Consider the following 26,766-nt stretch of genomic DNA (forward strand, 5'->3'; position numbering starts at 1 on the left):
CAGGCTCTCGGTGGCCGGACAAGTTGTTTCCGGCCACCGAAGAGGCCCGTTCAACTGCCGCGGACTCGGGAAGCGCACGGCAGTGACCGGCCGCTAATTTGAACCAAAGTCAGTGGCCAAGGCCGTCACCCGCGTGGGAGCCTTGTCCAGCAAGAAGTCATCGATGAAGATCACATCTTGGGCTGGGCGAGGATCGGATTCCGCAGCGGATCGGACCTGCCTTAGCCGTTCCGGCTGCAGAGCGGCGTCAGCTGCCTCGAAGGGGCTCTTGGCCGTGACCCAGAGGCGTTCCTTGAATAGGACAGCGGGGCCTGTCCCCCCGAGGTCGTCCAAGAACTCCGCCTCGTCTGACGGGAAGTCTGAGGCCCAGTTCTTGAGGAGATCACCTGCTGTCTCCAGCAGGCGATCCGTGTTGATCTGTCCTGTTTCGAGAATCGTCAGGAGGTCGGCGGCCAGTCGCCAGTCGAGCAGGCTGTGGTAAGCCATGTTCGTGTAGTCGCGAAGGCACTCGTAGCACGAGCCACGGCACTCAAGGCTGTGCCGACCAGATGCAAAGCTCGCCAACATGTCGTTCTTCGCCGTCGCCATGAGGTCTTTGAAGACTTCACGTTCGGCGAGATGTGTGCAGTAGCCAGCCCCGTTGTCCAGAGTGTCTGACAAGAACGCGAACGTGCGGGCCTCCCGTGTCGTGGAGCCAGCTCCGTGAATGCCGGCCGCGATTTCGTTGGGCTGCACCTGGAGAAGGGAGCCTGCGGCAGTGCGGAGCAGCGCCGCAAGGGAGAACCAGGCCGAGCGTCGCCCCGACCGGTCATCCGGAAAGCCAGTGGCTTGCGGAACGGATGCGAGATTCAGCCGCAGACCGCTCCGGTTGATTTCTCCTACTTGCGGTCCGAGAAGGAACAAGTCGGTGAGCTGGGTTGCGCCGATCGCCGTACTCACGACTTGAGTGTCAGACGCGAAGTCCCTCGCCAGCCAGGGGTAGAGCTCTGCCGCACCGGTCTCCAAGTACGCTCCGGACCAGAAGGCACTTGGTTTGACCTGGGCGAAGTCGAAGAGTCGGCCGCCGTTGTCATTGACTGCGTATCGGCGCCCCTTACCCGCGTGCACTACGAGGTCCGACTGCCGGAGCCTTTCCCTGGCATCTTGCTCAAGGTTTGCCGCGGTCCGAGGCGCGAGGGATCTCGCCCGCCACGCGAAGTTGCCATCGAAGTCTCTTGCCTTCCCTCCGCAGTAGAAGCCGGCTGGCTCCCGCAGCTCGATCTCCCGATACGCTCCATCCATGGCTCCGCAGGCCGGGCAGGGTTGGGGCGTGGCGTGGTCACTCTGACATGGGGGAGTCTGCACGTCTTCCGCCAGATGGCCGCAGGCTCGGCAGAGGCCAATCGGAGCCGCAGGCCCAAGTGGATCTTCAACCGTGCGCGGTGACCTGCCTGAAGGCTCAAACGCGACTACACCAACCGCTGTGTGTACGCGGCCGTCTTTCACTGTCTCAGCGCCAGGGGCGAACTGAGAAATGGCGATGTCCAGAGATCGGTCGATGGTGCCCATCGGAGGCCAGGGATAAGAGTCGACGGGACGCCTGGTGTAGAGGTAGCGGGCCGACGTGGGGAACCCGAACATCGGAAGCAGCCCGGATTCTGCCAGTCGCTGGCTGAGTTCATGATGGCCGTGTCGCTGTGAGGCGATCTTCGTCACGAGTGGGATGAGTTCATCGGTGGTCCATGTGGTGGCCTTGTCGGGTGCCCATGCGTCGCGCGTCTTATGAGCGAGCGCGTCAGCGATGCCGCGGATCTCCGGCGCGTGAGATGTGATCCAGGCGCCTACTGCCTCGCTCAGGGTGAGCCAATCAGAACAGTGACCGAATTGGCCGTGCACGTTGCGCGTGGGGTCGAGTGCCACTTCAGCATCTTGGGCCGGTCGCACCGCCTCGAACGCGCGACGCAGGACCTCAGCAGCGAGCACGCGTTGGTAGATGTCCGTCATGTCCGTGGACAGGTAGGGCGGTGGAGTTGCGTCGTTCGTGATGCGCTTAGGGTCCTGGAAGTAGTGCTCGTCGTGGCTACGGCCCCGGCAGACGGTCAGCGCGAGGGCGACGGGGGAGGTGCGGCGTCCTGCGCGGCCCACCCGTTGCTGGTAGTTGAAGCGGGTCGGTGGCATGTTGGCCATGAGGACTGCGGACAACGGCCCGATGTCCACGCCGGCTTCCATCGTCGTAGTGACCGAAAGGACATCGAGCGTGTCCGGGAGCTTGTGCTCTGCGCCGTCGAGAAAGATGCCCTGGAAACGAGCCTGGCGAGCCTGCGCGTCGAGCCTGTCTGTCTGGCCGGTGAGTTCAGCAGCGTTGAGCCTGAAGCGGCCGAACTTGTTCTGGGCCATCCAGGCGTAGTAGTCGTCGTCGGCGCCCTTGAATTCCTCAGGCTTGTCGGGCAGAGGGCGGCGGCACTTGGTGCACAACCCGACTCCCGGGTGGAGATGCCGCCGGTAGCAGGTGGCACACGTCCACGACTGATTAAGGCCATGGCGCAGTGCGACTTGATCCGGCTGAATGAGGTAGTTGATTACCGCTTTGCCCCAGATCCGTTCCACGGTCACCTGGAGGTCGTCAGGGTCCTGGTGCAGGTGATCGGCAGTGCTGGCCCAGAAATCGCGAAGTGCCTTCGGGGGCGCATCCGCAGGGCTCCGAAGGCCGGCGAATCGGCGCATGTGCCCAAGGACTCGGAGGCTAGCCCGGGCGAGCGCGGCGTCTGAGGCCGTCTCGGCCTGGAGCGGTGCCCGGTCGGTGGCCAGGGTCAGCCAGCCCAACCCAAGCGACTCAAAGTCGCGTCCTGCACTGCCGAAGAGGCCTGTCAGCAACTCAATGCGTAGGGCCTCGCGGATGTCGTGCCGTAGCTGCTCTTGACGGTCATCCAGGTGCAGGCTCGACCTGTCCTGTACTGCGCCTTGGCCCTTCTCAGGCCATTGGTACAGGGTTGTCCAGGATAGTGGTTGAGTTCCCTTCTGGTATGCCGTCTCCTGGAGGGATGCCTTTGGGCCGCCGGGATTAACCCCCATCTGCACCAGAAGTTCTTCTACCGACGCAGTATGGCTGTCCAAACTCGGTACACGGCTGAGGGTGTTATAGAGCTCGACTTCCTCCGCTGGGTCTGGCTGATCGTCGTCCAAAGCGTGGGCAAGTTGCGGGCTCTGAAGCTTTTCCCACCTGTCGTACGCCCCCTGATCCCGTGAGCGAAGCCGCTTGCGGGCAGCCTGGGCTGCCGCCTTGTCGACTCCTGCTTCGGGCGTCGTCTGCCTGAAGAACGCGGACACCGCGGCGAGATCGGCGGCGGGGTCTCCTTGCTCGGCTACCTCCTTAGCCAATAGCAGGCGGATCAAGTCCTGATAGTGACGCAGTCCGAGCCCCGCTGAGAGTTTGGCGGCATCCTGTCGGCTATCCGAGAAGACCACAGCCTGCTTATTCGGCAGGAGGGAGAGGATTCCCGTGGTCAATACCTGGTTGACCTTCTCGAAACCGGTACGCATCGACCTGACGGGAGTTCGCATGCGACGTGAATCAGTCAGGCTCAAGAATTCGTTGCCGAGGCGCTTGGTCTCCCAGTCGTCGCCACAGGACGGGCATTGAGTCGGTGCTGCGGGGAGATGCTCGGCCTTGAGTCGGCCATTCGACTTCTTGGAACTCGGCACGGTGACATGGAACGACCAACCGGTGTGGTTGCGATGATTGCGGAGCATGCCGGTGCGTGGATCGTACTTGCTGCGCTTGAACTCGAAGCTTGCGCTCAACGATCCCTTGTCGGAGCTGGCATGCCAGGCAAGATTGTTGGTAGCCGGCTCCTGCCGCCGAGGCCAGTAGACGACGTAGTTGGCGGCACTGGGGCCAAGCGCAGCGGCATCAGGAAGTGAGTCGAGGTCCGGCAGGTCTGCCAGGAGACCTGCTTCGAAGGTGCCTTTCTCGGCGCTACGGAACGCTGACTCGGGGGCGTAACCGCCGAGGAACACATCGCCGCACGTCTGGCAGTAAAGAAGCTCGAGCACCCGGGCAGTGCAACTGCAGCGCGAGGTGGGGCGAGGGTACAGTTTGCCGACCGTTCTTTGCTTTGCGCCCTCCGGGCGGTGGGCGTCGGGGCACTCAGGGTCGGAACATGCCCAAACTCCAGGGATGTTCCTGAAGAAGAGGTGGCCTCGGAGTTTTGGGGTCTTCGGATCCTCAGAGCACCGGAGAGCGGTCAAGACTCCCCGCAGGGCGTCCGCTCGCTGCGCCGGGTCCGCGGCCGGGAAGAGCCGGGCAGACACCTCCTCGTCGAAGTCAGCGATGAGCCGATCCCCGTCGCGGAGCGCGTTTGTGACGGCATCCGCTGCTCCAGTTTCAGCGAGGATCTTGCTTGCCTGCGCAGGAGTGATGGAGGTTCCGAGCGCCGTGAACTGGTCTGTGTAGTAGGAAAGATCTGTGCGGAGGTGTGGAGGAAGCTCGAGTTTCCCCCCGAGAACTTCGAAGCGCTTACTGTCGGTGCCGAAGAATTCCTCTAGGAACGCCAGATCTCGAGGTGCTTCAAGGGAAGCAGAGGCTGCCATAATCCGGAACTTCTCCGGCCTGTCAGCGAGGCCGAGGCGGTGTCTCAGGTTTCGCAGGAGATATGCGATCTCCGTACCGGCCGTCCCGCGGTACATATGGAGTTCATCGACAACCAGAGTGAAGCAGGCCTCGGGGACCTCTTCGAGCCATCGGCGTGTTTTCTCAAAGATGCTCGATTCGCGCGACCGCATCAGCATCACATTGAGCATGCTGTAGTTGGTGATCAGGATGTCCGGGGGTGCTTGGATCATGTCCCAGCGGCAGCGCATTTCTGCACCGTCGAGTCGTGGGATGAAGAACCGGCCGTCGGTGCCTGATCTCTGCGCCTGCCGTGAACGCTCTTCGGTGGCGGAGAACTCCTTGCGCAGTGTCTTGACGCCAGCCGGAGAGCCCACATCTCCGGGAACGGGCGTTGCCCCGGTGTAACGGCCGAAGTAGAACCGGTGGCCAGGGCGGTTGCGCTCAAGCCACGCCCGCACGTCATCACTGTCCAGCGCTTTTCGCAGGCGCATCATCTGGTCATCAACGAGGGCGTTCATGGGGTAGAGGACCATGGCGCGGACGGCCGCGTGCCGTCCGCGTTCGCCAGCTCGCTGGGGCTGGTAGTTGCCTTCGGGAGAACCCCACCAGCGGTTCAGAGGCGCCGTAGACGTTGGCCAGGCAGCAGACTCACGTACGAGATCTGCGAGTACGGGCAGCATGAACGACTCAGTCTTACCGGAACCTGTCCCCGCTGTGACCACAACATCGCGTCCATCCCGCACGGCCGCGACCAAAGCCCGATGCTGGTGCTCGTAGAGCGCTGGAACGCCCTGCAGCAGGCCAAGTTGTACCAATTCCGCCAGTTCGGGGGAAGCGCCAGCTTCCCGGACGGACGCGGTGATGCCAGCATCAATAGTGCTGTATCTCGGACGGACTTCTAGTAGGGGCTTCCGCCATGCCCCGCCGTCGACGTCGAAGAGTTGCTGCCGCTCCCTTTCCAGGTGCTCATCAGCGAGTCCGAACGGCGTGTTGTAGTAGCGGAAAAGCGCATCCTTAAGGTGTCCGAAAGACCCCAAGATGTCGAGTTCTTTCCTCGGGTCGTCAGGTTGTTCTGCGGCGGTGTCACTCATTGCTCTCCCTGAGACGCTGTCCGAGCGATTCGGCGATCTTGGTAGCGACGGTCTTAGGCACGTTGTCGTAGGCGAGGTTCTCGGCGTGGTCGTTGATTCGTGGCGCGACACCCGAGCACATGGCGGCAACTCGTCTGTGCAGATCCGGTAGGGGGTAACCCCAGTCAACGTAGAGGGTTCCGAACTGGCCCCGGCTGCAGTCCGGTTCAGGGAGCCAGCGCAGTACATCGGCGTCGGTGTTGCGCGCTCGGAGTACGGCGTAGACGCCTTCCTCGTGGCTGGTCATGTACCAGTCACCGTCCGCTAGAACTTGGCACACTCGCTTACCCTCACGCTGCTTCAGGCGGTACAGCCCATTGCCCTGTGGACGTTTCACCCACTGGTATTCACACCGGGCGAGATCGTAAAATTCCAGAGGCTTGCCGAACTCCGGAGCAGAAGCTCGGGCTTCTAGCTTCAGCGGTGGCAGCAAGGCGGCGCTCTGGAGCGCGAAGCAGGGGGCGTACAGTACATCTAGCTCATTCGCCCAATCTGTCAGCCCAGCTTCGCTGTCGAACTGGATGAACAGTGACTTGGGCAGCGGAATATCCCGGGGCGGGCGCCCATTGGGGACTTGTATGAGTTCAACCAGACCGTCCTGGACGGCGCTGTTGAGCTGTCGCTCGAACGCTGCAGTTCTGCTTCCGGTCAGTACGGCAAGGCCTCGGGCCTGTGGCAACCTCGTCAGCACCGGAGGTGCTGCGCACCAGCGTCTGTTTCGCCAATCGATGTCGAGGTAGCCCAGAGACACCGCGTCGCGCAGCCACCGGCCGGGTGCTCCTGATTCGGCTTCGGTGCAGTACCTCATCGCCAGCCACCACATGCCTTGTTTGATCTCTGGTAGTGCACCGCCCCCTAGCTCACTCACCCAGCGAAGAAGCAGGTCGCCCGGCTCCGTCATTGCGTCTCCCGGCTGCTTCCGGCGATGGCCTCCGCGGCAGCTACGTACTCGAGCCATGCCGGCATGTGTGAACGCTTGGCTGCGCTGAGGACCGCGTACGCCCAGGCAAAGGCATCCTGGTCTGGCGATGGCCGAGGGATGTCTTGGTCTGGGGCCAGGGGTCGAACGGACCACCGTGCCGGAGTCCGATAGATCAACCACACGTAACCCTCTGGTACTTCAATTTCCAGGCATGGGCTGAGAGCGCCGGAGGGCAGCCGTTTTTTCATCCAGGAGGGCACTGGCTGGGACGTGACTTGGTGTACGCCGCCCCTTCCGTCGATCAGCACCGCCTCTTGGACGACCTGGCGCACGATTTCAACGCGCGGCAGGTGGATCGTGTCTGGTGCGAAGGCGCCGCGAATCGCGGACGTAGAGCCATCCACCTCGGCAAGCTCCAGCTGGGCGGTGCTGTCGCAGTGGTAGCCGAGGCCCCCTGTTCCCTCCGGTACTCCTTCGTGTAGCCCGTTGTGAAGGGTGAAGACCTGGCTGCTTTCCTCTGTGCCCACTCGGTGTTCCCCCTCTTCGAGAGGGACAACACACAGCGGGAAGGGAATGCGCGGGTCGGCCTTCAGTACTTGGGGTTGGTCATCGAGCATGACCTTCACCCGCCCATCCGGCTTTTCACTGGCAGGGAGGAGTAGGTCTGGGGCACCTCCACATAGGAAGTGTCCTGCGACGCCAGAGCCGCTCCGGTACTCAGGGGCGATCCGTAGTCCTCCGGCCAGTTCGGTGCGCTGCCTGATCTGGGGCTCAAGAACACGCACATGAGGGCCACCCCGATCAAGCGTCCGAGCGAAGGCAGTGCCGTTGACTGCGCGTACGCCCTTGAACAGCTTCCAGCCCACCGCTGGTGCGGCCACCTCACCCACGGTTCGGCCGCCGAGCGTGTCGATCATGGACCTCACATCTCGGACAGCTGAGTCTGCTGCCAGAATCCAATGCTGCTCGCCGGGCTCGAAATACTCGGTGCTTGCCCAGTCACCGAGTTGAGGGTGCTTCCGTAGCAGAACGACCTCTTGAGGTGCCCACTCCAGGACGAGTTCTTCGCCCTCCAGGAGTACTCCGTGGGCGAGTTGCTGCGGCGATGGAGTCAGGGACTCCAGGCCGCCATACATGCCCCCGTACTCCTGGTTGAGAACGAACGAGCGGCCGCCGGGAAGTCCGACCCGAACTTCAGGGAGATCGGCAACAACTTCGGCCAGCCACTCGAGCCGCTTGCCGTTGTCAGCCACCAGGAGCCGAAGCCCCAGCGCACGGCGACGCCGGACACGCTCAGGCTCGTGAAGGGTCCCGTCCCAGTCGTCTGCGAGGCGCTTGAGCAGACTGGCGATGAGGGTGTCGGCGCTGTCGGCGGCGTTTTCAAGTTCGTTCAGCAGTCGGTGGGACAGTTGGCGGTCACGCCCGGCTGTCCACATGCGGAGCCGACGCAACAGTTCCCGGCCAGAGACCTTGTTCGGGTTGCGTGGCTGCAGACGGGTTGCCGCGAAGAAGCGAGTGAGAACTTCTCGGTCTGAGCCACGGATCAGCGCTTGAGAGATGGGGTAGCCGATCTTCCAGTAGAAGTCGTCCGTGCTGATCGTGCTTGTGCCGTAGAGCCCTTGTGTCTGCTCCAGCCACGTATCCAGCTGCTCCCACATTGCTGCAACATCCGGAAAGGCGTGTTCCAGTTTATTTGCGCCCGGACTGTGCGGCTCCTCGCCGAACAACTTCCCCCAGCGGCCGTAAAAATTGGTTTTGAGCATCCCGTCTGAAGATGCCATTCGCGTGGCTGCCAGAACCGAGAGAGCCAGTACAGGAAGGCTCGGCGGTGGCCCGATGCTTCCTCGGCAGTCCCATAAGTCACACGCATTCTGAATCTGGCAGAACAGTGGCTTTGTCGGATCTCCCCAGTTCAGCTCCGAGGCGACCGCTTGGGCAAGGCCCTCCTCAAGGCCGTGGCGATCTGCAAGGGCCTTTTCCGTCTCATTGTCTACGTATAGGACGATGCTTCGATGTGCGTGCTCATCCCCAAAGAACTCTGACGAGAGAACCTCGTGCCACTGTCTGTAAGCCGCCCTCAATTGAATCGCCCCCCTGGCCGACCGCGAGCCCGCTGGGTCACGGAAGCGTAGGGTGAATGAGCACCCGCTTAAGGGGTTGCACTGTTCAGCCGAAGGCGCAGCCGTGGTCCGCTGGGCATGCAAGCGGAAGCAACGCACTTCGTGCGTTTACAGCTCAAACAGCCTACTCCGGAATGCCTTGAGATGGCAGGCATATGCAGGAGATCGCTCGAGGGGCCCGTGGCTCTGACGCGGCCGTGGGACCGCCCGCTTCCCTCAGTGTCGTGCCTCCGCGGTCCGCCTCAAGGGCGCTTCGCGTCGGCTTCGCCGATGGCCCTTCGGGCCACCCTTGACCCGGACCGCTCCGGCACGGGGGAGAAGCGGGCGGGCGGTCCGGGGGAGCGGGGCCGTCCTGGCGTGGGGTGCGGGGGCCGGGGTGTGCAGTGCCCGGCGTGCGCGGCGCGGTCGGCCGTACGCGCACGCCCGGTGGGTTTTGCGGCTTGCCGCTGGTCGCATGCGGCGCGTCCGCCCCGCTGGGTGCGTCAGGCTCGGTCAGCGGCTTTCCCCCCGGGGCCGGGTTACGCGCCGTGGCAGGTGCCGTACGGGCGGTTCGAGCCGCACCAGCAGGCCGCGTCGCGTTGTGGGGGCCACGGTGTGGCTCGGCCCCTTGCCGCGAGCGTTGTCGCGTACTGGGGGAGGAGTGTCGTGTCCGTCGGGGACGAGCCCTCCGACGCCGCGAAGGCCTCGTAGGAGGGGACCGTGCCGGGGACGATGCCCAGGTTGGGGGTGCCCGACGCGGCCAGTTCGCGCAGGGACTGTTCTATGGCCGCCAGGTGGTCCGCGTGGGACGGGTACTCCGCCGAGAGGGCCGGGTACGCCTCCAGGAGTTCACGCAGCTCCTGCTCCGGCCAGTGCAGGACCGCCACCGGGAACGGGCGGGACAGGGCCTCGCGGTAGGCGCCCAGTTCCGCTCGGAGGCGGGAGATCTCCGCCTCCAGTTCCGCCGGGTTGTCCGAGCCCAGGGACCACACGCGTTTCGGGTCGTGGAGTTCGTCCAGGGAGACGGGCAGCGTGTGGAGGGTGTCCGCCAGGGCGTCCCATTCGTCGTGCGTCCTGCCCAGCATGCGGCGTACCCGGTGACGGCCGAACAGCAGCGCGTGCGTCGAGCGAGGCGGCTCCGGCGTGTCCTTCAGGAGCTTGGTCGCGCCCTCCGTGAACGTGTCGTGCGCCGCCTCCAGTTCGTCGTGCGACTCCAGGGCCTCCGCGACGATCACCCACGCCGCCGGGTCCCGCGGGGACGCCGCGCGGACGCCCTCGATGATCGCGCGGGCCTCGGCCTCGTGGCCGTACTCCCACAGGTTCGACGCCTTGAGCGCGCGTACCAGGACGGGGTCGTCGAGGGCGTCCGCCGTGGACAGCAGGCGGTCGTAGAGCGCGGTCGCCGCCGGGCGGTCGCCGGCCAGTTCCAGGTGGGCCGCGGCCCGCAGCAGCAGGGCCTCGGCGTCCTCCGGGTACAGGCCGGCGGTTCGCTCCAGGCGTGCCGCTTCGGCGGAGTGGTCGACGTTCTCGGCAGGCGTGTCGGGGCGCATGGGGGACACGGTACTGCCGCCCGGTGACGTACGTGAGATACCCGCAGGTCGGCTGCGCCTCACCCCGTCCACCCGCACCGTCCGCGACCGCGTCGCGGCACTGCGGTAATCTCGCCGAGACGCGTGTCGCGTCGGACGAAGCGACACGAAGAGCCGAAGAGGGGAGGGGCCGCCGTGCAGCGAAGCCGCGTCGGTCTGCGTCCCGCCCTCGTGCCGCTCGTCCTGCTGCTCCAGGTGCTCCTGCTCGACACCGGCAGCCTCACCGCCACCGTCGCCCTCGCCGCGACCGCCGCCGCCGGGTCCGCGCTCGCCGTCTGCTCGGTGATCGTCGCCCGCTGCGTGCCCGCCGTGCCGCGCACCCGGGTGCGTACGGCCATCCGCGACCGGGACCGCCGTACGGCCTTCCTGCCGCAGCGCGATCCCGACGCCAAGGGGCGCACCCGGCCCCGGGCGCCCGGACTCGCCCTCTTGACGGCCGTCGCGTAGGGCACCAGCCGCTTCCCAGCACCGTGACCCCGCGCGGGTCGTCATGCCGCCGTCTTCTCTTCCGGCACGACGAGACCCCCGGAGGGCTCACCCATGTCCGTTTTCGCCACCCTGGTCGAGCACTTGGCCGACCTGCTCCAGCCGCTGTTCGGCGCCGGCGCCGCCGCTGCCGCGATCGTCCTGTTCACCGCGCTCGTACGCCTCCTCGTCCTGCCGCTGTCGCTCGCCGCCGCCCGTGGGCAGCGGGCCCGCACCGCGCTCCAGCCGAAGATCGCCGAACTGCGCCGCAAGCACGCCAGGAACCCCGAGAAGCTCCAGCGGGCCGTGCTGGAACTGCACGCCGAGGAGAAGGTGTCGCCGCTGTCCGGCTGCCTGCCGAGCCTGTGCCAGGTGCCCGCGTTCTTCCTGCTCTACCACCTGTTCTCCAGCCCGACGATCGGCGGGCGGGCCAATGAGCTGCTCGCGCACGAGCTGTTCGCCGCGCCCCTCGGCGGACGTTGGACGGATGCCCTCGACGGCGGCGGCGTCTTCGGTGAGGCCGGGCTCGTCTACGTCGCGCTGTTCGCGTTCGTCACCGTCGTCGCCGCGTTCACCTACCGCCGCACCAAGCGGATGACGGCCACCAATCCGGCCCTGGCCGCCGCGAGCGGGGAGCAGGTGCCGGGGCTCGGCGCGGTGAACCGGGTCCTGCCGTTCATGTCCTTCTTCACGCTGATCAGCGTCGCCGTGGTGCCGCTGGCCGCCGCGCTGTACGTGGTGACCAGCACGACCTGGAGCGCCGTGGAGCGGGCCGTGCTCTACCGGTGAGCCGTGCTCCAGCGGTGAGCCTTCCGACGCGCGATCCGACGCACGAACCGGGGCGCGATCCGGGGCGCGGTCCGACGCACGAACCGGGGCGCAGCGCCGCGCGCGGTCCAGTCCGTGAACCGGGTATTGCGGGCTGGACGCTCCTCTTGGAGGATCGGCCAAGTCCGCCGGTGGCCGCGACGCCCGCCGCACCCGGGCCGCGCGCGAGCGGCGGGCGTCCGCGATCGAGGGAGATTGTGACCATGAAGCTGCTGCGAGTCGGTACGGCGGGGCGGGAGCGGCCCGCGCTGCTCGACGCCGAGGGCACCCTGCGCGACCTGTCCGGCCTGGTCCCGGACATCGACGGGGCGCTGCTCGCCGACGACGCGGCCCTCGACCGGATCCGCGCCGCCGCCGACGCCGGCGAGCTGCCCGCCCTGGACGGGACCGGGCTGCGGATCGGGCCGCCGCTGGCGCGCATCGGCAAGGTCGTGTGCATCGGGCTGAACTATCACGACCACGCCCGCGAGACCGGCGCCGAGCCGCCCGCCGAGCCCGTCGTCTTCTTCAAGGCGCCGGACACGGTGGTCGGGCCGTACGACACGGTGCTCGTGCCGCGCGGCTCGGTGAAGACCGACTGGGAGGTCGAACTCGCGGTCGTGATCGGCCGTACGGCCCGCTACCTCGGCTCGGCCGAGGAGGCGCTCACGCACGTCGCCGGGTACGCCGTCGCGCACGACGTGTCCGAGCGGGAGTTCCAGATCGAGCGGGGCGGCACCTGGGACAAGGGCAAGAACTGCGAGACGTTCAACCCGCTGGGCCCCTGGCTCGTGACCGCCGACGAGGTACCCGACCCGCAGGACCTCGCCCTGAAACTGTGGGTCAACGGCGAGCTCGAGCAGGACGGCACGACCGCCGACCAGATCTTCCCGGTCGGCGAAGTCGTGCGGTACGTCAGCCGGTTCATGACGCTGTACCCGGGCGACGTCATCAACACCGGTACGCCGGCTGGGGTCGCGATGGGACACCCGGAGCCCAAGCCGTACCTGCGGGCCGGGGACGTCGTGGAGCTGGAGATCTCCGGGCTGGGCCGGCAGCGGCAGGAGCTGAAGGACGCCTGACGGGCCGAAGGCGCGTGACCGGCTGAGTCTGCGGCGACGCGTGACCGGCTGAGTCGGCGGCGACGGTCACGCGCCCCGGTGTTCGGTGGTCAGAGGTCGCCGAGACCGAGGAAGCGCTCCAGGGCCTCCACCACCATGCGGTGGTCCTGGAGTTGCGGCAGCCCGGACACCGTCACCGCGCCGATCACGCCGACGTTCTCCACGGTGATCGGGAACGAACCGCCGTGCGCCGCGTACGTGTCCGGGTCGAGCCGCGAGGACTCCTCGAACGTGGTGCCCTTGGCCCGGAACCGGGCGCCGACCAGGTACGAGGCGCTGCCGTAGCGCTCCACGACCCGGCGCTTGCGGGCGATCCACGCGTCGTTGTCGGGAGTGGAGCCCGGCAGCGCCGCGTGGAACAGCTGCTGGCCGGCGCGGTGGATGTCGACGGCCACCGGCGCCTGCCGCTCCCGGGCCATGTCCACCAGCAGCGAGCCGAGCGACCAGGCGTCGTCGTGGGTGAACTGCCGGAAGACCAGGCGGCGTTCCTGCGCCTCCAGCTCCTCCAGGGTCGGGGTGATCTCCGGGTGGAACTTCGGGGTCAGTTCCTGGCCGCGCGAGGTCTGCCCGGTGTTGCGCGGGCCGTTGCGCGGGCTGTTCTGGCCGGGGGTCACAGCGTCACCACCATCTGGTCGCGGGCCGAACGGCGGGCGGCCTCCAGGACGTCGAGCGCGGCGGCCGCCTCCCGGGCGGTCACCGGGTTCGGGCCGCCGTTCCCGAGGGCGTTCGCCACGGCCGCATAGTAGGCGGGGTAGTCGCCCGGCAGGGTCGGTTCGGGGCGTCCGCCGCCGGTCACCGGGGACTCCCCGGAGCCGACGCGGCCCCACAGCGACTCCGGTTCCGTGCCCCAGTCCGCCGCGTCCCGCCCCGGCCGCCTTCCCTCGCGGAGGGCGGCCTCCTGCGGGTCCAGGCCGTACTTGACGTAGCCCGCCCGCGAGCCGAGCACCCGGAAACGCGGGCCGAGCTGGGCGGTCGTCGCCGAGACGTAGAGGTGGGAGCGGACGCCGCTCTCGTGCGTCAGCGCGACGAACGTGTCGTCGTCCGTCTCCGCGCCCTGCCTGCGGATCACGGTCTCCGCGTACACCGAGGCGACCGGGCCGAAGAGGACCAGGGCCTGGTCGACGACGTGGCTGCCGAGGTCGTAGAGCAGGCCGCCGATCTCCGCCGGGTCGCCGGACTCGCGCCAGCCGCCCTTCGGCCGCGGACGCCACCGCTCGAACCGCGACTCGAACCGCCACACGTCGCCCAGCTCGCCGCCGGCCAGCAGAGCCCGCAGGGTCAGGAAATCGTTGTCCCAGCGGCGGTTCTGGAAGACGGACAGCAGCAGGCCCCGCTCCTCGGCGAGGTCGGCCAGGGCGCGCGCCTCGGCCGCCGTGCCCGCGACCGGCTTGTCCACGACGACCGGCAGACCGGCCTTCAGGGCGGCGGTCGCCAGCGGGACGTGCGTCTTGTTCGGGGACGCGACGACGATCAGGTCCAGCTCGCCGGCCCGGTCGAACAGCTCGTCCGCCGACGCGGCCACGCGTACGTCCGGGAACTCGGCGCGGGCCTGCTGCTGCCGCTCGGGGTTCGAGGTGACCACGGTGTCCAGGGCGAGGCCCTCGGTCGCGGCGATCAGCGGGGCGTGGAAGACGGAGCCCGCGAGGCCGTAGCCGACGAGGCCGACGCGGAGGGGAGTGCCAGTCATGTGTCCTACTTTCGCATCCGGTGGGGGTGCGTCGTCGGGTGGGGCGCGGCGCGTGATCCGGAGGGCCTGGACTCGCGCCCGCGTGCGCCCAGGCGCGGCCTCGTCGCGACCGCGTGCGCCCCCTCCGCTGATCGAGCGGACCTCGGCGCCGGCGCCGGTGCGGCAGCGGGGGGCGCGGGTCCGGGGTGGGCACACTCACGTGTTTATGCGACTGTCGACGTTTCTGCGCCTCTCCCTCGCCGCAGCCGCCCTCGTCCCGGTGTCGCCGGTGTCGCCGGTGTCCGCCGTGGCGCACGCGGTGCCGCGGGAACCCGGGGGGTCCTGCGCCGCCGACGGCCGGGCCTTCCCGCTCACCACCCGCATCCACGGCGGGCCCCGGACCTACGAGGCCGGCGGCGGGTACGGCACCTGGTTCCTGGACCTGAAGAACACCACCGACCGCACCTGCGAGGACGTCCACCCCGTCGTCGTCCTCGTCGACCGCGAGCGCGCCCTGCGCGCCTCGCAGCCGCGGCTGGAGTTCTACGCCGAGGGCCGGCCGCACCCGGTGCGGTTCGAGACGACCGACCGGGACGAACTCGTCGGCGCCTTCGACGCGGGCGTCCCCGGCCTCACCATCGGCCCCCGGCAGACCCGGACCGTGAAGGTGCGGCTCTCCGTCACCTCCGACGCCGTCGCCAACGAGGTCACCGCCACCGCCGCCGTCGTCCAGCGCCGCGACGACGACGGGGACTGGATCGGGCAGTCCAACGCGTACCGGTTCCGCATCGAGGGAGGCGACGACGGCGACGGCGACGGCGACGGGGCCGCGGACCGGCCCGACGGGACGGCGCAGGAGGGTGAGGAGAGCGAAGGGCGCGAGGCGGACGGCCGAGCCGACCCCCGGGCCAGTGACGTCCCCCTTCCCCGGGGCGAGGGCGGGTCCGCGCCGCCCACCGCCCCCGGCACCGTCCCTCCGGGCCGGCAGTCGCTCGCCGACGAACTCGCCGGCACCGGCGCCCACAGGACCCGCGCCACGCTCGCCGTCGCCGCCCTCCTCGTGGCCGCCGGCTGCGCCCTCGTGCTCGCCCGCAGGCGGCGCTGAGGGCGGGGACGGGCGACGGCGACCTGCCGCTCCCGGTACCGCGTGATCGGCGGGGTCCGCCCGGCGCACTCCTGATTAGGCTGGGGCGTCGGTGCTCCGGTACGCCGTGGTTCCGGCGCCCGCCCTGTCCGTACGCACGCCAGGAGTTCGAAGCACATGGCAGAACGCAAGCCCATCGAGTCGTGGCTCACCGACATGGACGGGGTGCTCATCCACGAGGGTGTGCCGATCCCCGGCGCCGACTCCTTCCTCAAGAAGCTGAGGGACGCCGAGCGGCCCTTCCTGGTCCTCACCAACAACTCCATCTACACGCCCCGCGACCTGCACGCCCGGCTGCGGCGCATGGGCCTGGACGTGCCGATCGAGAACATCTGGACCTCCGCGCTGGCCACCGCCCAGTTCCTGGACGACCAGCGGCCCGGCGGCTCCGCGTACGTCATCGGCGAGGCCGGCCTGACCACGGCGCTGCACGACATCGGCTACATCCTCACCGACCACGAGCCCGACTACGTGGTCCTCGGCGAGACCCGCACCTACTCCTTCGAGGCCATGACCAAGGCCGTCCGGCTCATCAACGGCGGCGCCCGCTTCATCTGCACCAACCCCGACGAGACCGGACCCTCCACCGAGGGCCCCCTCCCGGCGACCGGCGCCGTGGCCGCGCTCATCACCAAGGCGACCGGACGGCAGCCGTACTTCGCGGGCAAGCCCAACCCGCTGATGATGCGCACCGGCCTCAACACGCTCGGCGCCCACTCCGAGACCAGCGCGATGATCGGCGACCGCATGGACACCGACGTGCTCGCCGGCATGGAGGCCGGGATGCAGACGTTCCTGGTGCTGACCGGGCTCACCCGCCCGGAACAGGTCGACGCGTTCCCGTACCGGCCCTCGCAGGTCGTGGACTCCATCGCGGATCTCGTCGACCGGATCTGAAACCCGTCACCCGGGGTGAACCACCCGTACGGAGCAGCACCGGCCCCGCTGAGATGCGGGGCCGGTCCCCCGGGAGGAGTCTCCAGGTATCTGGAGGTTCACGATGAGTTCTCTGAAAGTCACGCTCTGTACGGGGGTCATGGCGGCCGCGGCGCTCTTCCCGGCGGCGTCCCCGGCGGTCGCGGACGACGAGGCCGGTCTGACCGTGACCCCCTCGGCACCGGCCCCCGGCTCCGACGTCCGCCTCCGCGTGGCGGACTGCGAGGAACGCACCGCCATCGCCGTCTCCTCGGTGTTCGTGGCGGACGTCCGGCTCGCCTTCGTCGACGGCATGCTCGTCGGCGAGAGCCGCATCCGCTCCACCGTCACGGCCGGCACCTACGACGTGCGCGTGGCCTGCGGCGACACCGGCCGCATCGGCACCATCACCGTCGGGCAGAAACCCGACCGGCAGCCGCAGCCGCGGCAGCCCGAGCCGGTGCGCCCCGAGAGGCCCGAGGTCCCCGCGACACCCGTCGCGCCCGTCGAGGCGGGCGGCGGCGGCACGGCACGCCTCGCGTCCGCCGAGAGCCGGGAGACCGGCCCCGGCACCGGCCACGTCGTGACCGGTCTCGTCCTCGCGGGAGTCGCCGCGCTGGCCGTCGTGCTCGGCGGTGTCCGCCGTCGGAGCCGTCGATCGGGCTGACCATGTCCGACGACGAACGCACCACCGGCGGCGGCCGGTTCCTGACCGGCGTCGCCTGGGCGGTCCTGCTGCTCGGCCTGTGGCTGTGGGGCCGCGAGGCCACCGAGGTCCGGCACGGCGTGTCCGGCACCACCACCGGCGACATGGCGGCGGTCGGCCGCCCCCCGAAGGCCGATCTGCCGCCCGCCGCCGAGCCGTTGGGCGACGCCCTGCCGCAGCGCCTCGACATACCGTTCCTCGGCGTACGGGCGCCCGTGGTGCCCGGCGGCCTCAACGGGCGCGGGGCACTCGACCCGCCGCCCTACGACCAGCCCGGCGTCGTCGGCTGGTACGCGGCCGGCGCCACCCCCGGCGAGGCCGGCACCGCACTGCTGGTCGGCCACGTCGACACCGAGACCCGGCCCGCCGTCTTCTACAAGATCAGCGCCCTGAAGCCGGGCCAGCGCGTCCGCGTGGTCCGCGACGACGCCAGTGTCGCCGAGTTCACCGTCGACGACGTGCAGGTCCTCACCCGCGACCGCTTCGACGCCCGGCAGGCGTACGGCCCGCGCGAGCGGGGCCGGGCCGAGCTGCGGCTGATCACCTGCGGCGGCACCTTCGACCGGGCCAGCCGCAGCTACACGGCGAACGTGGTCGTCTCGGCGTACCTCACCGGAACCGGCCGCTGAGCCCGAATTGCCGACCGCTCACCGACCGCGGACGGGTCACCCGTGACCTCGTGACGGTGCGGGGCGTATGCCAGGATTGGGACTTGGGACAGTGCACCAAGGGGGAGTGGATGTACGGCAGCAGGGGGTACTTCGCGATACGTGGCGCGCGAGCGACCGCGGCGGTGCTGGGGGCGGCACTGCTGGTCGCCGGGTGTTCGTCCGGCGACGGCGGGGACGAGCCCGAGAAGTCCGGCCCGGTCGCCATCACCCAGCAGCCCAAGGAGATCAACCCGTTCTGGGTCAACCCGGACGGCACCGCGGCCAACCAGGTCGCCGACTTCGAGCGGGCCGGCAAGAAGGCCGAGGCCGAGAAGATCCGGGAGATCGCCCAGCAGCCGGTCGCCGAGTGGATCGGCGCCGAGCAGCCCGAGCAGGAGGCCCGCGGCTTCACCGAGGCCGCCGACGAGGCCGGCCGCACCGCGCTCCTCGTCCTCTACAACATCCCGCACCGCGACTGCGGCCAGTACTCGCAGGGCGGCGCCGCCGACGGCAACGCCTACCGGTCCTGGATCGACGGCGTGGCCAAGGGCATCGGGGACCGCCCGGCGACCGTCGTCCTCGAACCGGACGCCGTCCTGCACCTGGTGGACGGCTGCACCCCGGACGAGTACCACGAGGAGCGCTACGACCTCCTCAAGTACGCCATCGGGAAACTGACGGCCCTGAAGGACACGAAGGTCTACCTGGACGCGGGCAACGCCGGCTGGGGCAACCCCGACCAGATCTTCGAGCCGCTGAAGTGGGCGGGCATCGACCGGGCCGACGGCTTCTCCGTCAACGTCTCGAACTTCTACACCACCGAGGAGTCCATCGCGTACGGCAAGAAGCTGTCCGCGAAGGTCGGCCAGAAGCACTTCGTCGTCGACACCAGCCGCAACGGCAACGGCCCCTACACCGAGGGCGACCCGGGCGAACGCTGGTGCAACCCGCCCGGCCGCGCCCTCGGCGAAACCCCGACGACGAAGACGGCCGACCCCCTGGTGGACGCCTACCTCTGGATCAAACGCCCGGGAGAATCGGACGGCGAGTGCAAGGGCGGCCCGAAGGCGGGCCAGTGGTGGGCCGACTACGCCTTGAAACTGACGGAGGGTTAGGGGCTGTCGTTTGGATCACCCCGCGACGCCGGGGTGATCCAAACGACAGCCCCTAGCCGGCCCGGCGGTGCGCTACCGCACCCTCACCCACTGCGCCTCGCTGGGAACCCCGTCCCCGTCCGTCACGAACACCATGTACCACCCCGACGGCACCAGATTCCGGTTCCGCGGCACGGACACCGTCACCTTGTCCCCGGACACCTTGAAGTCCAGCGCCACCGACCGCTGATCCACGTCGGTGACGTGCGTCGACGCACTCGGCCGGATCAACCGCACCTTCTTCACCGACGCCGCCGCGTCCGACGTGAACGTCCCCGTGCCGCCCCGCGCGATGGTCCGCGGGCCGCCGGACAGCCCCGGCCGCTCGCCCCGGTAGAGGTACGGCGGCGTGTAGATCTCGATGCGCTGCTCGAACTCGCCCGGCTTCGTGTTGGCCTTGTCCGCGAACAGCGAGTCGGAGCCGAAGAACATCACGCGCCCGTCGGGCAACAGCACCGACCCGGAGTGGTAGTTGCGGCCCACCAGCGGATCGGCGACCCGCTGGAACGCGTTCTTCTCCGTGTCGTACAGCCGCGCCTGGAGGATGTCGGAGTCGCCGCGGCCCCGGTAGTCCTCCGAGCCGCCGGAGACCAGCACCGAGTCGTCGGGCAGCACCGACGCCTGCGGGTAGCGGGTGCCCTTCTCCAGTGAAGGCCCGTCCACGAACTTCGGGTCGTCGGCCCTGAGATCGACGATGCGGGTCTTCTCGCTGGACAGCCTGGACTCGCCGACCCCGCCGCCGCCGATCACCATGTACGTCTCGTCCTGCGCCGGCGGCAGCAGCACCGTGCCGGACGTCTCCAGCAGTTTCGGGTCGCTCAGCCCCGGGATCTTCGTGAACTCGTTGGTGTCCACGTCCCACACGCCGGGGTCGCGGCCCACGTTGTCCGGTCCGTAGCCCGCGTTGGAACCCGAGTAGAAGATCTTGCCGTTCTGCATGAGGAACAGCGCCGGGTACGTCGGGAACTGCCGGACCTTGTCGGTGTACTCCCACTTCTTGGTCTTCGGGTCGAACACCTCGTTCTTGCCCGGCACCAGCTGCCCGATGTCGTCGAGACCGGAGACGCTGAGGACGCGCCCGTCGCTCAGGGTGGTGAGCGTCGGGTACCAGCGGGCCTCCTTCATCGGGTCGACCTTGATGTACTTCTCGGCGACCGGGTCGAACTCGTAGGCGTCGCGGATGCCCTGGAAGTCCTTCTTGTCCAGGGCGAGCTTCTGCGCCATGCCGTACGTGTTGCGCGCGTCGGCGCCGGACAGGCCCTGGATCCGGTAGTTGTCCTGGGTGCCCGTCTCGTACTTGGCGCCCTCCCGCTGCGCCTCGACGTAGATCCGGCCGAGGCCGGGGTCGTTGCGCAGGAACGCCCCGGTGGCCGGGTCGAAGACCTTCTTGGCGCGCGGCACGAGGACCGGGTCCTTCGAGACGAAGGTCTTGCCGTTCTGCTTGCCCGTGAACTTGGTGCCGGCCGGCAGCGTGATCGGCTTGTCCGGGTTCTCGTTGTGGACGATCATCAGGCCGCCGGCCTTCTTCACGTCGCCCTTGAGCTTCTCGTACCGCTTGGTGCCGCCCGCGATCAGCAGATTGCCGTTCGCCAGCTGCGTGTGGCCCGTGCAGAACAGGTCGGTCGGCGTCGGCACCTTCTTGATCGTGCCCTTGACCGGGTCCCAGATCCGGGTGTCGTACCTCTTCGCGTCGAAGTTGTCCTGGTCGTTGCCCGAACCCGCCACCAGCAGCACCTTGCCGGTGCGCAGCAGCGCCGCGTGGATGGTGTTCTGGCGGTATTCCTCCGGGAACTCGACGATCTCCCAGCGGCCGTTCTCGGCTTTGTACTCGGGCTTGTTGATCTGGTACTGGTGGTATTTCTCGGAGCCGAAGCGGTAGAGCCACGGCCCGTTCATCCCGGCCAGCGCGACTACCACCGCCGTGCCTATCGCCAAACGACGGGCCCGGCGGCGGCCGGCACGGTCTTTCATTCCTTACGTCCCCCAAGTCCACCCAGGGCTATCTGCATGGTCTGTTCCTGCCCCGCTCCGGTCCAGGTCGGCCGCTGTTGCGGGGCGTGCGGCGTGTACGGCTGCTGCGGCAGCGGCTGTGTGCGGTACGGCTCCTGGGCCGGCTCGGCCGGGGCCGCCGGCGGGCGCTTCTTCTCCTGCCGGAGCCCGTACCGCCAGGCGAAGACCGGCGTCGCGGTGATCAGCATGGCGAACGTCGCCCAGATGATCATCGCGGGGTGCGAGTGGCCGTAGACGAAACCGGCGGCGATCGAGGCGCCGAAGACGAGGATGAAGTACCAGTGGTAGCGGAACGTCCCGAACCACCGGTCGGGGCTGGCCGAGTCGCCCTTGGGCGTGACCACGAACTTGCTCTTGCGGCGCAGCACGGAGTCGATCAGCGCCTTGGCGTACAGCGGCGCCGACAGCGCGGACATCACCATGCCGGCCACACCGCCGGAGCCCTCCGGCTCGTGCGGGGAGACGTTGTGGCGGCGGTTCCAGACGTAGAGGCCGATCTGGAGGGCGGAGGCGTTGCCGTAGAGCATCAGCCAGACCGCGGGGTCGATGTTCACACCCGAGGCGCCAAGACCCAGGAACAGCGCGCAACTCAGCGCCGCGAGGATCCAGTTGAGGGCCGACATCGGGTAGAAGATGATCATCATCGTGTAGTTGAACAGCTTGCCGGGCGGCAGCGAGTACCAGCCCTTCCAGTACTGCTTGAGGATCGTCTCGTACGTCCCCCGCGACCAGCGCATCTGCTGGGTGAAGAAGTCCGTCCAGGCGCTGGGGCCCTCGCCGACCGCGAGGACGTCCGGGGTGTAGACCGAGCGCCACTTCTTCCCCGTCGCCGGGTTCTTGTGGCGGTGGATCTCGAAGCCGGTGGCCATGTCCTCGGTGATCGAGTCGTACAGGCCGCCGATCTGCTTGAGCGCCGTGATGCGCACGGCGTTGGAGGTGCCGACGAACATGGGCGCGCCGTACTTGTTGCCGGCGCGCTGGATGAGCGCGTGGAAGAGGAACTGCTGCGACTCGGCGGCCTTGGTGACGAAGTTGTCGTAGTTGCCGTAGACCTGCGGGCCGATGACGAAGCCGACGTCCGGGTCGCGGAAGTAACCGAGCATCCGCTCCAGGTAGTTGGGCAGCGGGACGTGGTCGGTGTCGACGGAGGCGAAGAAGTCGTAGGCGTCGCCGTGCGCGTCGAGCCAGGCGTTGTAGTTGCCGTGCTTGGTCTTGGCGCGGTGCGGGCCCTTGGCCTGGTTCCAGCGGGCGACGCCCTTGCGGGAGAAGTGCCGCACGCCGAGCCGCTCGCAGACGGCCTTGACCTCGGGGTCGTCGCCCTCGTCGAGGAGCCAGACGTGCATGAGCCCGCGGTGCCGGATCCGCACCGCGGCCTCCAGGGTCTTCGTCACCATCTCCAGCGGCTCCTTGCCGGGCACGAAGGAGGTGAGGAAGGCGACTCTCGTGCCGGTCTCGGGCACGACCGGCACCGGGTCGCGGGCGACGAGGGTGGCGTGCGCGTTGGACAGCACGTTCATGCAGCGGAAGAACTCGATCAGGCCGATCGAGACGAGCATCACGACGTCGAGGGCGGGCAGCCAGTCGAACGCCGGGTAGTCGCGCTCGGTCCAGTGCTCGGGCTGGAGCAGCCAGAACAGCAGCACCAGCGACAGCACCGGGGCGGCGGCCAGCATCAGCGCGACGCGGACGCGGTGCGGCTCCTGGGATATCAGCGAGCGGTACTGCACCCGGTACGGCTTGCCCGGCGCCGGCTGGGTGAGGGGCCCCGCGAGCCGGCTGTAGTGCTCGTAGTCGTATCTGGGCAGGGTCTTCTTGATCCTGCGGAACGTCCCCGTGTTCCCGGACCGGTGAGAAGGCACCCTGAGCTGGGTGGTCTGTGACGGGTCGTAGTCCTGTCCGGCGCCCGTCGGCGTCGACGTCATGAGTCATCCCCCCACACGCGGGTCAGTCGCGTGCATCGGTCGCTTCCTGCCGTCCGCGCCGGGTCCCCCTCGACCCTTCACAGACGTGTCGGTGGTGGGTCGCTGTCACCACGCCATCCACACCTTATAGACAGGGAACAGCGACCTTCCGGTTGCATGATGCCCCCCTCGGCGTGCGGCGGGAACGGGGGCCCTCACCCCGTGGCGCCCGGCAACCGGTTTCTGTCCTCCTGGCGTCCCCGCGGACGTGCCGTGGACAGCCGTCCGCGGATGTTGCCGAAGTGTTCCCTTATGGCCTCCTCCGCCCGCGGTGCGTCGCCGGACCGCACCGCGTCGAGGATCTCCCGGTGCTGCCGGCAGGTGATCCGCGGATCCTGCGGCTCGCCCCCGAGATCCCGGTGCACCCGGTGGAAGGCGTCCCAGAACGCCTCCAGCACCTCGCTCAGCAGCACGTTGTCCAGTCCCCGGTAGAGCGTCGCGTGGAAGGCCCGGTCGGTCTCGGCGAGGCCGGCGCCTCCCTGCGCGGCCTGCTGTTCCATACGGACGATCAGCGCGTCCAGTTCACCGAGGTCCGCCTCGGGAACGCGCCCGGCGAGACGCGAGACCAGCCCCGTCTCCACGGCCTCCCGCAGTTCCAGCAACTGCAGCAGGCTGTCCTCGCCCCGGTAGTGCCCGGCGACCGTGCGGAAGGCGAGGCCCTCGATCATCGGGGCCAGCGACATCGTGCCGACGTAGGTGCCGAAGCCGTGTCGGATCTCCACGATGCCCATCGCCTGGAGCGCCTTCAGCGCCTCGCGCACGGAGTTCCGGCTCGCGCCGAGGTACTCCATCAGTTCGGGCTCGGTCGGCAGCGGGGCCCCGGACGGCAGCCGCCGGTCGACGATGAGCTTCTTGATCCGCTCCTGGAGGTCTCGCGCTGCCATGGCGAGAGGGTATCCGGCCACACACGAACGGGCTCCTCATTCGCATGAGGAGCCCGTTCCGTCTGTGCGCCGCCAGGGACTCGAACCCCGGACCCGCTGATTAAGAGTCAGCTGCTCTAACCAACTGAGCTAGCGGCGCCGGTCGACGCGGAGAACTCTACCCGACCTCGGAGGGTGCTCCGCACCACGCGCGCACGCGCGAGGGGCCGCCGCCGGGCCGCGTACATCATTCGGACCGTCAACATGCGCGTCGGGAAGACAGTTGAGAAACTGACCATGTGCACCGGCACGAACATTTCCAGCTGGAATGTGAGGGGAATCGCATGGAGGCTCCGGTATTCGAGGAATTCGATCCGGCGAACGACTGCGACTGCCCCGGTTGTGTTCTCTGGCGGCGCGTTCTGCCGCATTCCCCGGCCGGCCGCGTCCCCGGCCACCCGGCGGTCCGGCGGACCGTCGTCGTGGCCGCCGCGTCCGCCACGGCACTCGGCGCGGGTCACGCGGCACCCGCCCTGGCCGGCCCGGCCCCAGCCGCCCGCACCAGCCTGCCCGCAGCCGACGAACCCCAGACGCCGCAGGGCGTGAAGGCCCCGCTGCACGGCCCCGGCGGCCGGCCCGCCGAGCCCGCCGCCGCCCCGGCCGGGATGCCCGAGACGACCCGCGCCGACATCATCAGGCGGGCGAAGACCTGGGTCGCGGCGAAGGTGCCGTACAGCATGAGCGCGTACTGGTCGGACGGCTACCGGCAGGACTGCTCCGGCTATGTGTCGATGGCCTGGAACCTGCCCGGAAACGAATGGACCGGCACGCTCGGACAGTACGGCGAGCGCATTTCCAAAGAGGAACTCCAGCCCGGCGACATGCTCCTCTTCCACAATCCGACCGACCCGCAGAAAGGCTCGCACGTCGTCATTTTCGGCGGCTGGACGGACTACACGCACAGCTACTACATCGCCTACGAGCAGACCCGCCCGCACACCCGCCGGCAGGCCACGCCCTACGCCTACTGGAGCAACTCCTCCCGCTATCTCGCCTACCGGTACCGGGGGCTCACGACGGGCACGCCGGGCGGCGAGCCGGACACCGAGGAACCCGGCACGCCGGGCGCCACGCCCTTCCCCGGACGGGCGTATTTCGGCCCCGGCGCGAACAACGCGTACGTGACGCGGCTCGGGCAACTGCTCGTCGAGCGCGGCGCCGCCCGCTTCTACCGCTCGGGCCCCGGCCCGCGCTGGACGGACGCCGACCGCCGGGCGACCCGGGCCTTCCAGCTCGCCCAGGGCTGGCGCGGCGCCGAGGCCGACGGCCTGCCGGGACCGCACACCTGGCAACTCCTGGTCAGCGGCGAGGGCAACGACGTCAAGGCCGTGACCGGCGGCCCGGGACCCTCCTCGCCGGGGGTGCCCGCCTTCCCGGGCCGGGCGATGTTCCGCCCCGGCGCCGACAACGCACACGTCACCCTGCTGGGGCGGCAGCTGGTGAAGAAGGGGTTCGGCAAGCACTACGCGAGCGGGCCGGGGCCGCGCTGGAGCGAGGCCGACCGGCGCAACGTCGAGGCGTTCCAGCGGGCCCAGGGCTGGCGGGGCGGCGCGGCGGACGGCCATCCGGGGCCGGAGACCTGGCGGCGACTGTTCTCGTGACGGCCGGGGGCGACGGCGTCTCGCACCGCGCCACACCTCTCCCGCGATTCCCTCACCTGGGCGCGACGCGCTCGCACCCCCCACCCACTCACCCCTGTTCGTGACGCATCTGGCGCGGAGGCTGGAGGCACCCATGAGTACGACCACGTCGAGGACGCCCGAGTCCGAGGGTTCCGCCGAGGGGCCGGTCCGGCCCGCCCGGCTCATTCAGAACGAGTCGACCACCGAGATCCCCGTCCACCTGTTGTTCCGTGACGAGCCCGACCCGGCGCCGGTGCCGGTCAGGACCACGGTCGTGGCCCGCCGTCAGGGCACCGGCGAGCAGCCCCGGCTCAGGCCCCCGGGACCGCTGAAGCCGCGCCCGGCGCCCGAGGTCGACCCCGAGCTGGCGGAACGCCCGGCGCGCGTGCTGCCCGGCGCCGCCGGGGTGCTCGCCGGGGCGGCCGGGGTCGCCGGGGGAGCGGTCACCGCCTGGTGGGCGGGGGCGCTGCCGCCGCTCGCCGTCCAGGCGCTGGGGCTGCCCGCGCAGGCCGGCGCCGGGCTCGGGCCCGCGCAGTGGGCGGCGTTCGCGGGCGCCGGTGCCCTCGGCCTGGTCGGGTTCGGCGGTCTGTCGCGGGGCCGGGCCGGACGGGCCTGGGTGCTGGGGCTGTTCGGCCGGTACCGGGGGACGGTCCGGCGGACCGGGCTGATGTGGGTCAACCCGCTGCTGCTGCGCCGCCGGGTGGACGTGCGGCTGCGGCACTGGCGCGGTGAGCCGATGCCGGCGGCGGACGGCAACGGGGTCGCGCTGCGGGTGGTGACGCTGGTGGTGTGGCGGGTGCGGGACACCGCGCGGGCCACGCTCGGCGTCGAGGACCACGAGGCGTACCTGCGGGAGTGCGTGGAGGCGGCGCTCGCGCGGGTGCCGGTGGAGCCGCCGGGCGCTGAGCGGGACGCGACGGAGGCGGCGGACGCGGCCGGGGACGCGCTGACGCACCTGGTGGCGGCGGACGCGGCGCCGGTCGGGCTCGAGGTCTTCTCGGTGCGGCCGGTCCGGGTGGAGTACGCGCCGGAGGTCGCCGCGGCGATGCACCGGCGCCGGCTCGCGGCGCTGGACGCGCGGCAGCGGGCGAGCGTGCTGACGTCGGTGGTGGACTCGGTGGAGGACACGGTGACCCGGCTGACGATGCGCGGGCTCGTCGAACTCGACGACTACGAGCGCAAGGTGCTGGTGAAGGACCTCACGGTGGCGTTCTGCTCGGGGCGCGGGGAAACGGGTCCGTGATTGGTATGGACATGTTCATGTGACGGCAATAATCTGAACTTGGTCTAG

The 26,766-nt window shown here is 69.1% G+C and carries 19 protein-coding genes and 1 tRNA gene; 10 read left to right on the forward strand and 10 right to left on the reverse strand.

All coding sequences use genetic code 11. The annotated features are described in order from the left end of the window. Positions 1-93: 93 nt before the first annotated feature. From ACZ7D7_RS05775 to ACZ7D7_RS05790, 4 genes are all read right to left on the reverse strand, one after another. Positions 94-5,682 carry a DEAD/DEAH box helicase gene (locus ACZ7D7_RS05775; RefSeq protein WP_470822696.1) on the reverse strand — a complete coding sequence of 1,863 codons (5,589 nt, stop codon included), beginning with the start codon at positions 5,680-5,682 and terminating at the stop codon, positions 94-96. Further along, a complete protein-coding gene (locus tag ACZ7D7_RS05780; RefSeq protein WP_470822697.1) occupies positions 5,675-6,622 on the reverse strand; it encodes a hypothetical protein in 948 nt (315 codons plus the stop codon). The genes ACZ7D7_RS05775 and ACZ7D7_RS05780 overlap by 8 nt, the downstream gene beginning before the upstream one ends. Further along, positions 6,619-8,406, reverse strand: coding sequence for a hypothetical protein (locus ACZ7D7_RS05785; RefSeq protein ID WP_470822698.1), 1,788 nt, complete (start codon positions 8,404-8,406; stop codon positions 6,619-6,621). The genes ACZ7D7_RS05780 and ACZ7D7_RS05785 overlap by 4 nt, the downstream gene beginning before the upstream one ends. 875 nt (positions 8,407-9,281) lie before the next feature. Beyond that, on the reverse strand, positions 9,282-10,292 hold the full coding sequence (locus tag ACZ7D7_RS05790; protein ID WP_470822699.1) for an SEC-C domain-containing protein: 1,011 nt from the start codon (positions 10,290-10,292) through the stop codon (positions 9,282-9,284). Between the two features lie 174 nt (positions 10,293-10,466). On the opposite strand from ACZ7D7_RS05790, the gene ACZ7D7_RS05795 reads away from it, so the two are divergent. The 3 genes from ACZ7D7_RS05795 (at position 10,467) to ACZ7D7_RS05805 (ending at position 12,685) form a co-directional block, all read left to right on the forward strand. Continuing rightward, complete coding sequence (locus ACZ7D7_RS05795) at positions 10,467-10,778, forward strand: DUF6412 domain-containing protein (RefSeq protein WP_470822700.1); 312 nt, start codon at positions 10,467-10,469, stop codon at positions 10,776-10,778. Positions 10,779-10,871: 93 nt separating this feature from the next. Continuing rightward, positions 10,872-11,585, forward strand: coding sequence for a YidC/Oxa1 family membrane protein insertase (locus ACZ7D7_RS05800; RefSeq protein WP_470822701.1), 714 nt, complete (start codon positions 10,872-10,874; stop codon positions 11,583-11,585). 242 nt (positions 11,586-11,827) lie between these two features. Next, positions 11,828-12,685 (forward strand): fumarylacetoacetate hydrolase family protein, encoded by an 858-nt coding sequence (locus ACZ7D7_RS05805; protein WP_470822702.1) that lies wholly within the window; start codon positions 11,828-11,830, stop codon positions 12,683-12,685. Positions 12,686-12,774: 89 nt separating this feature from the next. Here ACZ7D7_RS05805 and ACZ7D7_RS05810 read toward each other — a convergent pair whose 3' ends face one another. Both ACZ7D7_RS05810 and ACZ7D7_RS05815 read right to left on the reverse strand, forming a co-directional pair. After that, on the reverse strand, positions 12,775-13,269 hold the full coding sequence (locus ACZ7D7_RS05810; protein WP_470823187.1) for a heme-degrading domain-containing protein: 495 nt from the start codon (positions 13,267-13,269) through the stop codon (positions 12,775-12,777). A gap of 65 nt (positions 13,270-13,334) precedes the next feature. Further along, complete coding sequence (locus ACZ7D7_RS05815) at positions 13,335-14,411, reverse strand: Gfo/Idh/MocA family oxidoreductase (protein WP_470822703.1); 1,077 nt, start codon at positions 14,409-14,411, stop codon at positions 13,335-13,337. A gap of 205 nt (positions 14,412-14,616) precedes the next feature. On the opposite strand from ACZ7D7_RS05815, the gene ACZ7D7_RS05820 reads away from it, so the two are divergent. From ACZ7D7_RS05820 to ACZ7D7_RS05840, 5 genes are all read left to right on the forward strand, one after another. Further along, positions 14,617-15,495: a hypothetical protein gene (locus tag ACZ7D7_RS05820; protein ID WP_470822704.1), complete on the forward strand. Its 879-nt coding sequence runs from the start codon at positions 14,617-14,619 to the stop codon at positions 15,493-15,495. Positions 15,496-15,651: 156 nt separating this feature from the next. Next, positions 15,652-16,431, forward strand: a complete 780-nt coding sequence (locus ACZ7D7_RS05825; protein WP_470822705.1) for an HAD-IIA family hydrolase — start codon at positions 15,652-15,654, stop codon at positions 16,429-16,431. A gap of 103 nt (positions 16,432-16,534) precedes the next feature. Further along, entirely contained in the window at positions 16,535-17,116 is a 582-nt protein-coding gene (locus tag ACZ7D7_RS05830) for a hypothetical protein (RefSeq protein ID WP_470822706.1), read from the forward strand. Between the two features lie 2 nt (positions 17,117-17,118). Further along, a complete protein-coding gene (locus ACZ7D7_RS05835) occupies positions 17,119-17,784 on the forward strand; it encodes a class F sortase (protein ID WP_470822707.1) in 666 nt (221 codons plus the stop codon). Between the two features lie 110 nt (positions 17,785-17,894). Further along, positions 17,895-18,920 (forward strand): glycoside hydrolase family 6 protein, encoded by a 1,026-nt coding sequence (locus tag ACZ7D7_RS05840; protein WP_470822708.1) that lies wholly within the window; start codon positions 17,895-17,897, stop codon positions 18,918-18,920. 72 nt (positions 18,921-18,992) lie between these two features. Here ACZ7D7_RS05840 and glxA read toward each other — a convergent pair whose 3' ends face one another. The 4 genes from glxA to ACZ7D7_RS05860 all read right to left on the reverse strand — a co-directional run bounded on the left by glxA (position 18,993) and on the right by ACZ7D7_RS05860 (position 23,953). After that, the gene (gene glxA, locus ACZ7D7_RS05845) at positions 18,993-20,930 is read right to left on the reverse strand and encodes a radical copper oxidase GlxA (RefSeq protein WP_470822709.1); all 1,938 of its coding nucleotides are present in this window, start codon (positions 20,928-20,930) and stop codon (positions 18,993-18,995) included. After that, on the reverse strand, positions 20,927-22,891 hold the full coding sequence (locus ACZ7D7_RS05850) for a glycosyltransferase family 2 protein (protein ID WP_470822710.1): 1,965 nt from the start codon (positions 22,889-22,891) through the stop codon (positions 20,927-20,929). The genes glxA and ACZ7D7_RS05850 overlap by 4 nt, the downstream gene beginning before the upstream one ends. A gap of 194 nt (positions 22,892-23,085) precedes the next feature. Next, complete coding sequence (locus tag ACZ7D7_RS05855; protein WP_470822711.1) at positions 23,086-23,814, reverse strand: FadR/GntR family transcriptional regulator; 729 nt, start codon at positions 23,812-23,814, stop codon at positions 23,086-23,088. 65 nt (positions 23,815-23,879) lie between these two features. Beyond that, positions 23,880-23,953 (reverse strand) — tRNA-Lys (locus ACZ7D7_RS05860). A gap of 184 nt (positions 23,954-24,137) precedes the next feature. Between ACZ7D7_RS05860 and ACZ7D7_RS05865 the strand changes: the two genes are divergently transcribed. Together ACZ7D7_RS05865 and ACZ7D7_RS05870 are read left to right on the forward strand one after the other, a co-directional pair. Next, positions 24,138-25,454, forward strand: coding sequence for a peptidoglycan-binding protein (locus ACZ7D7_RS05865; protein WP_470822712.1), 1,317 nt, complete (start codon positions 24,138-24,140; stop codon positions 25,452-25,454). 133 nt (positions 25,455-25,587) lie between these two features. Next, positions 25,588-26,718 (forward strand): SPFH domain-containing protein, encoded by a 1,131-nt coding sequence (locus ACZ7D7_RS05870; RefSeq protein ID WP_470822713.1) that lies wholly within the window; start codon positions 25,588-25,590, stop codon positions 26,716-26,718. Positions 26,719-26,766: the final 48 nt, after the last annotated feature.

This window comes from Streptomyces sp. NPDC037054 (assembly GCF_055606745.1).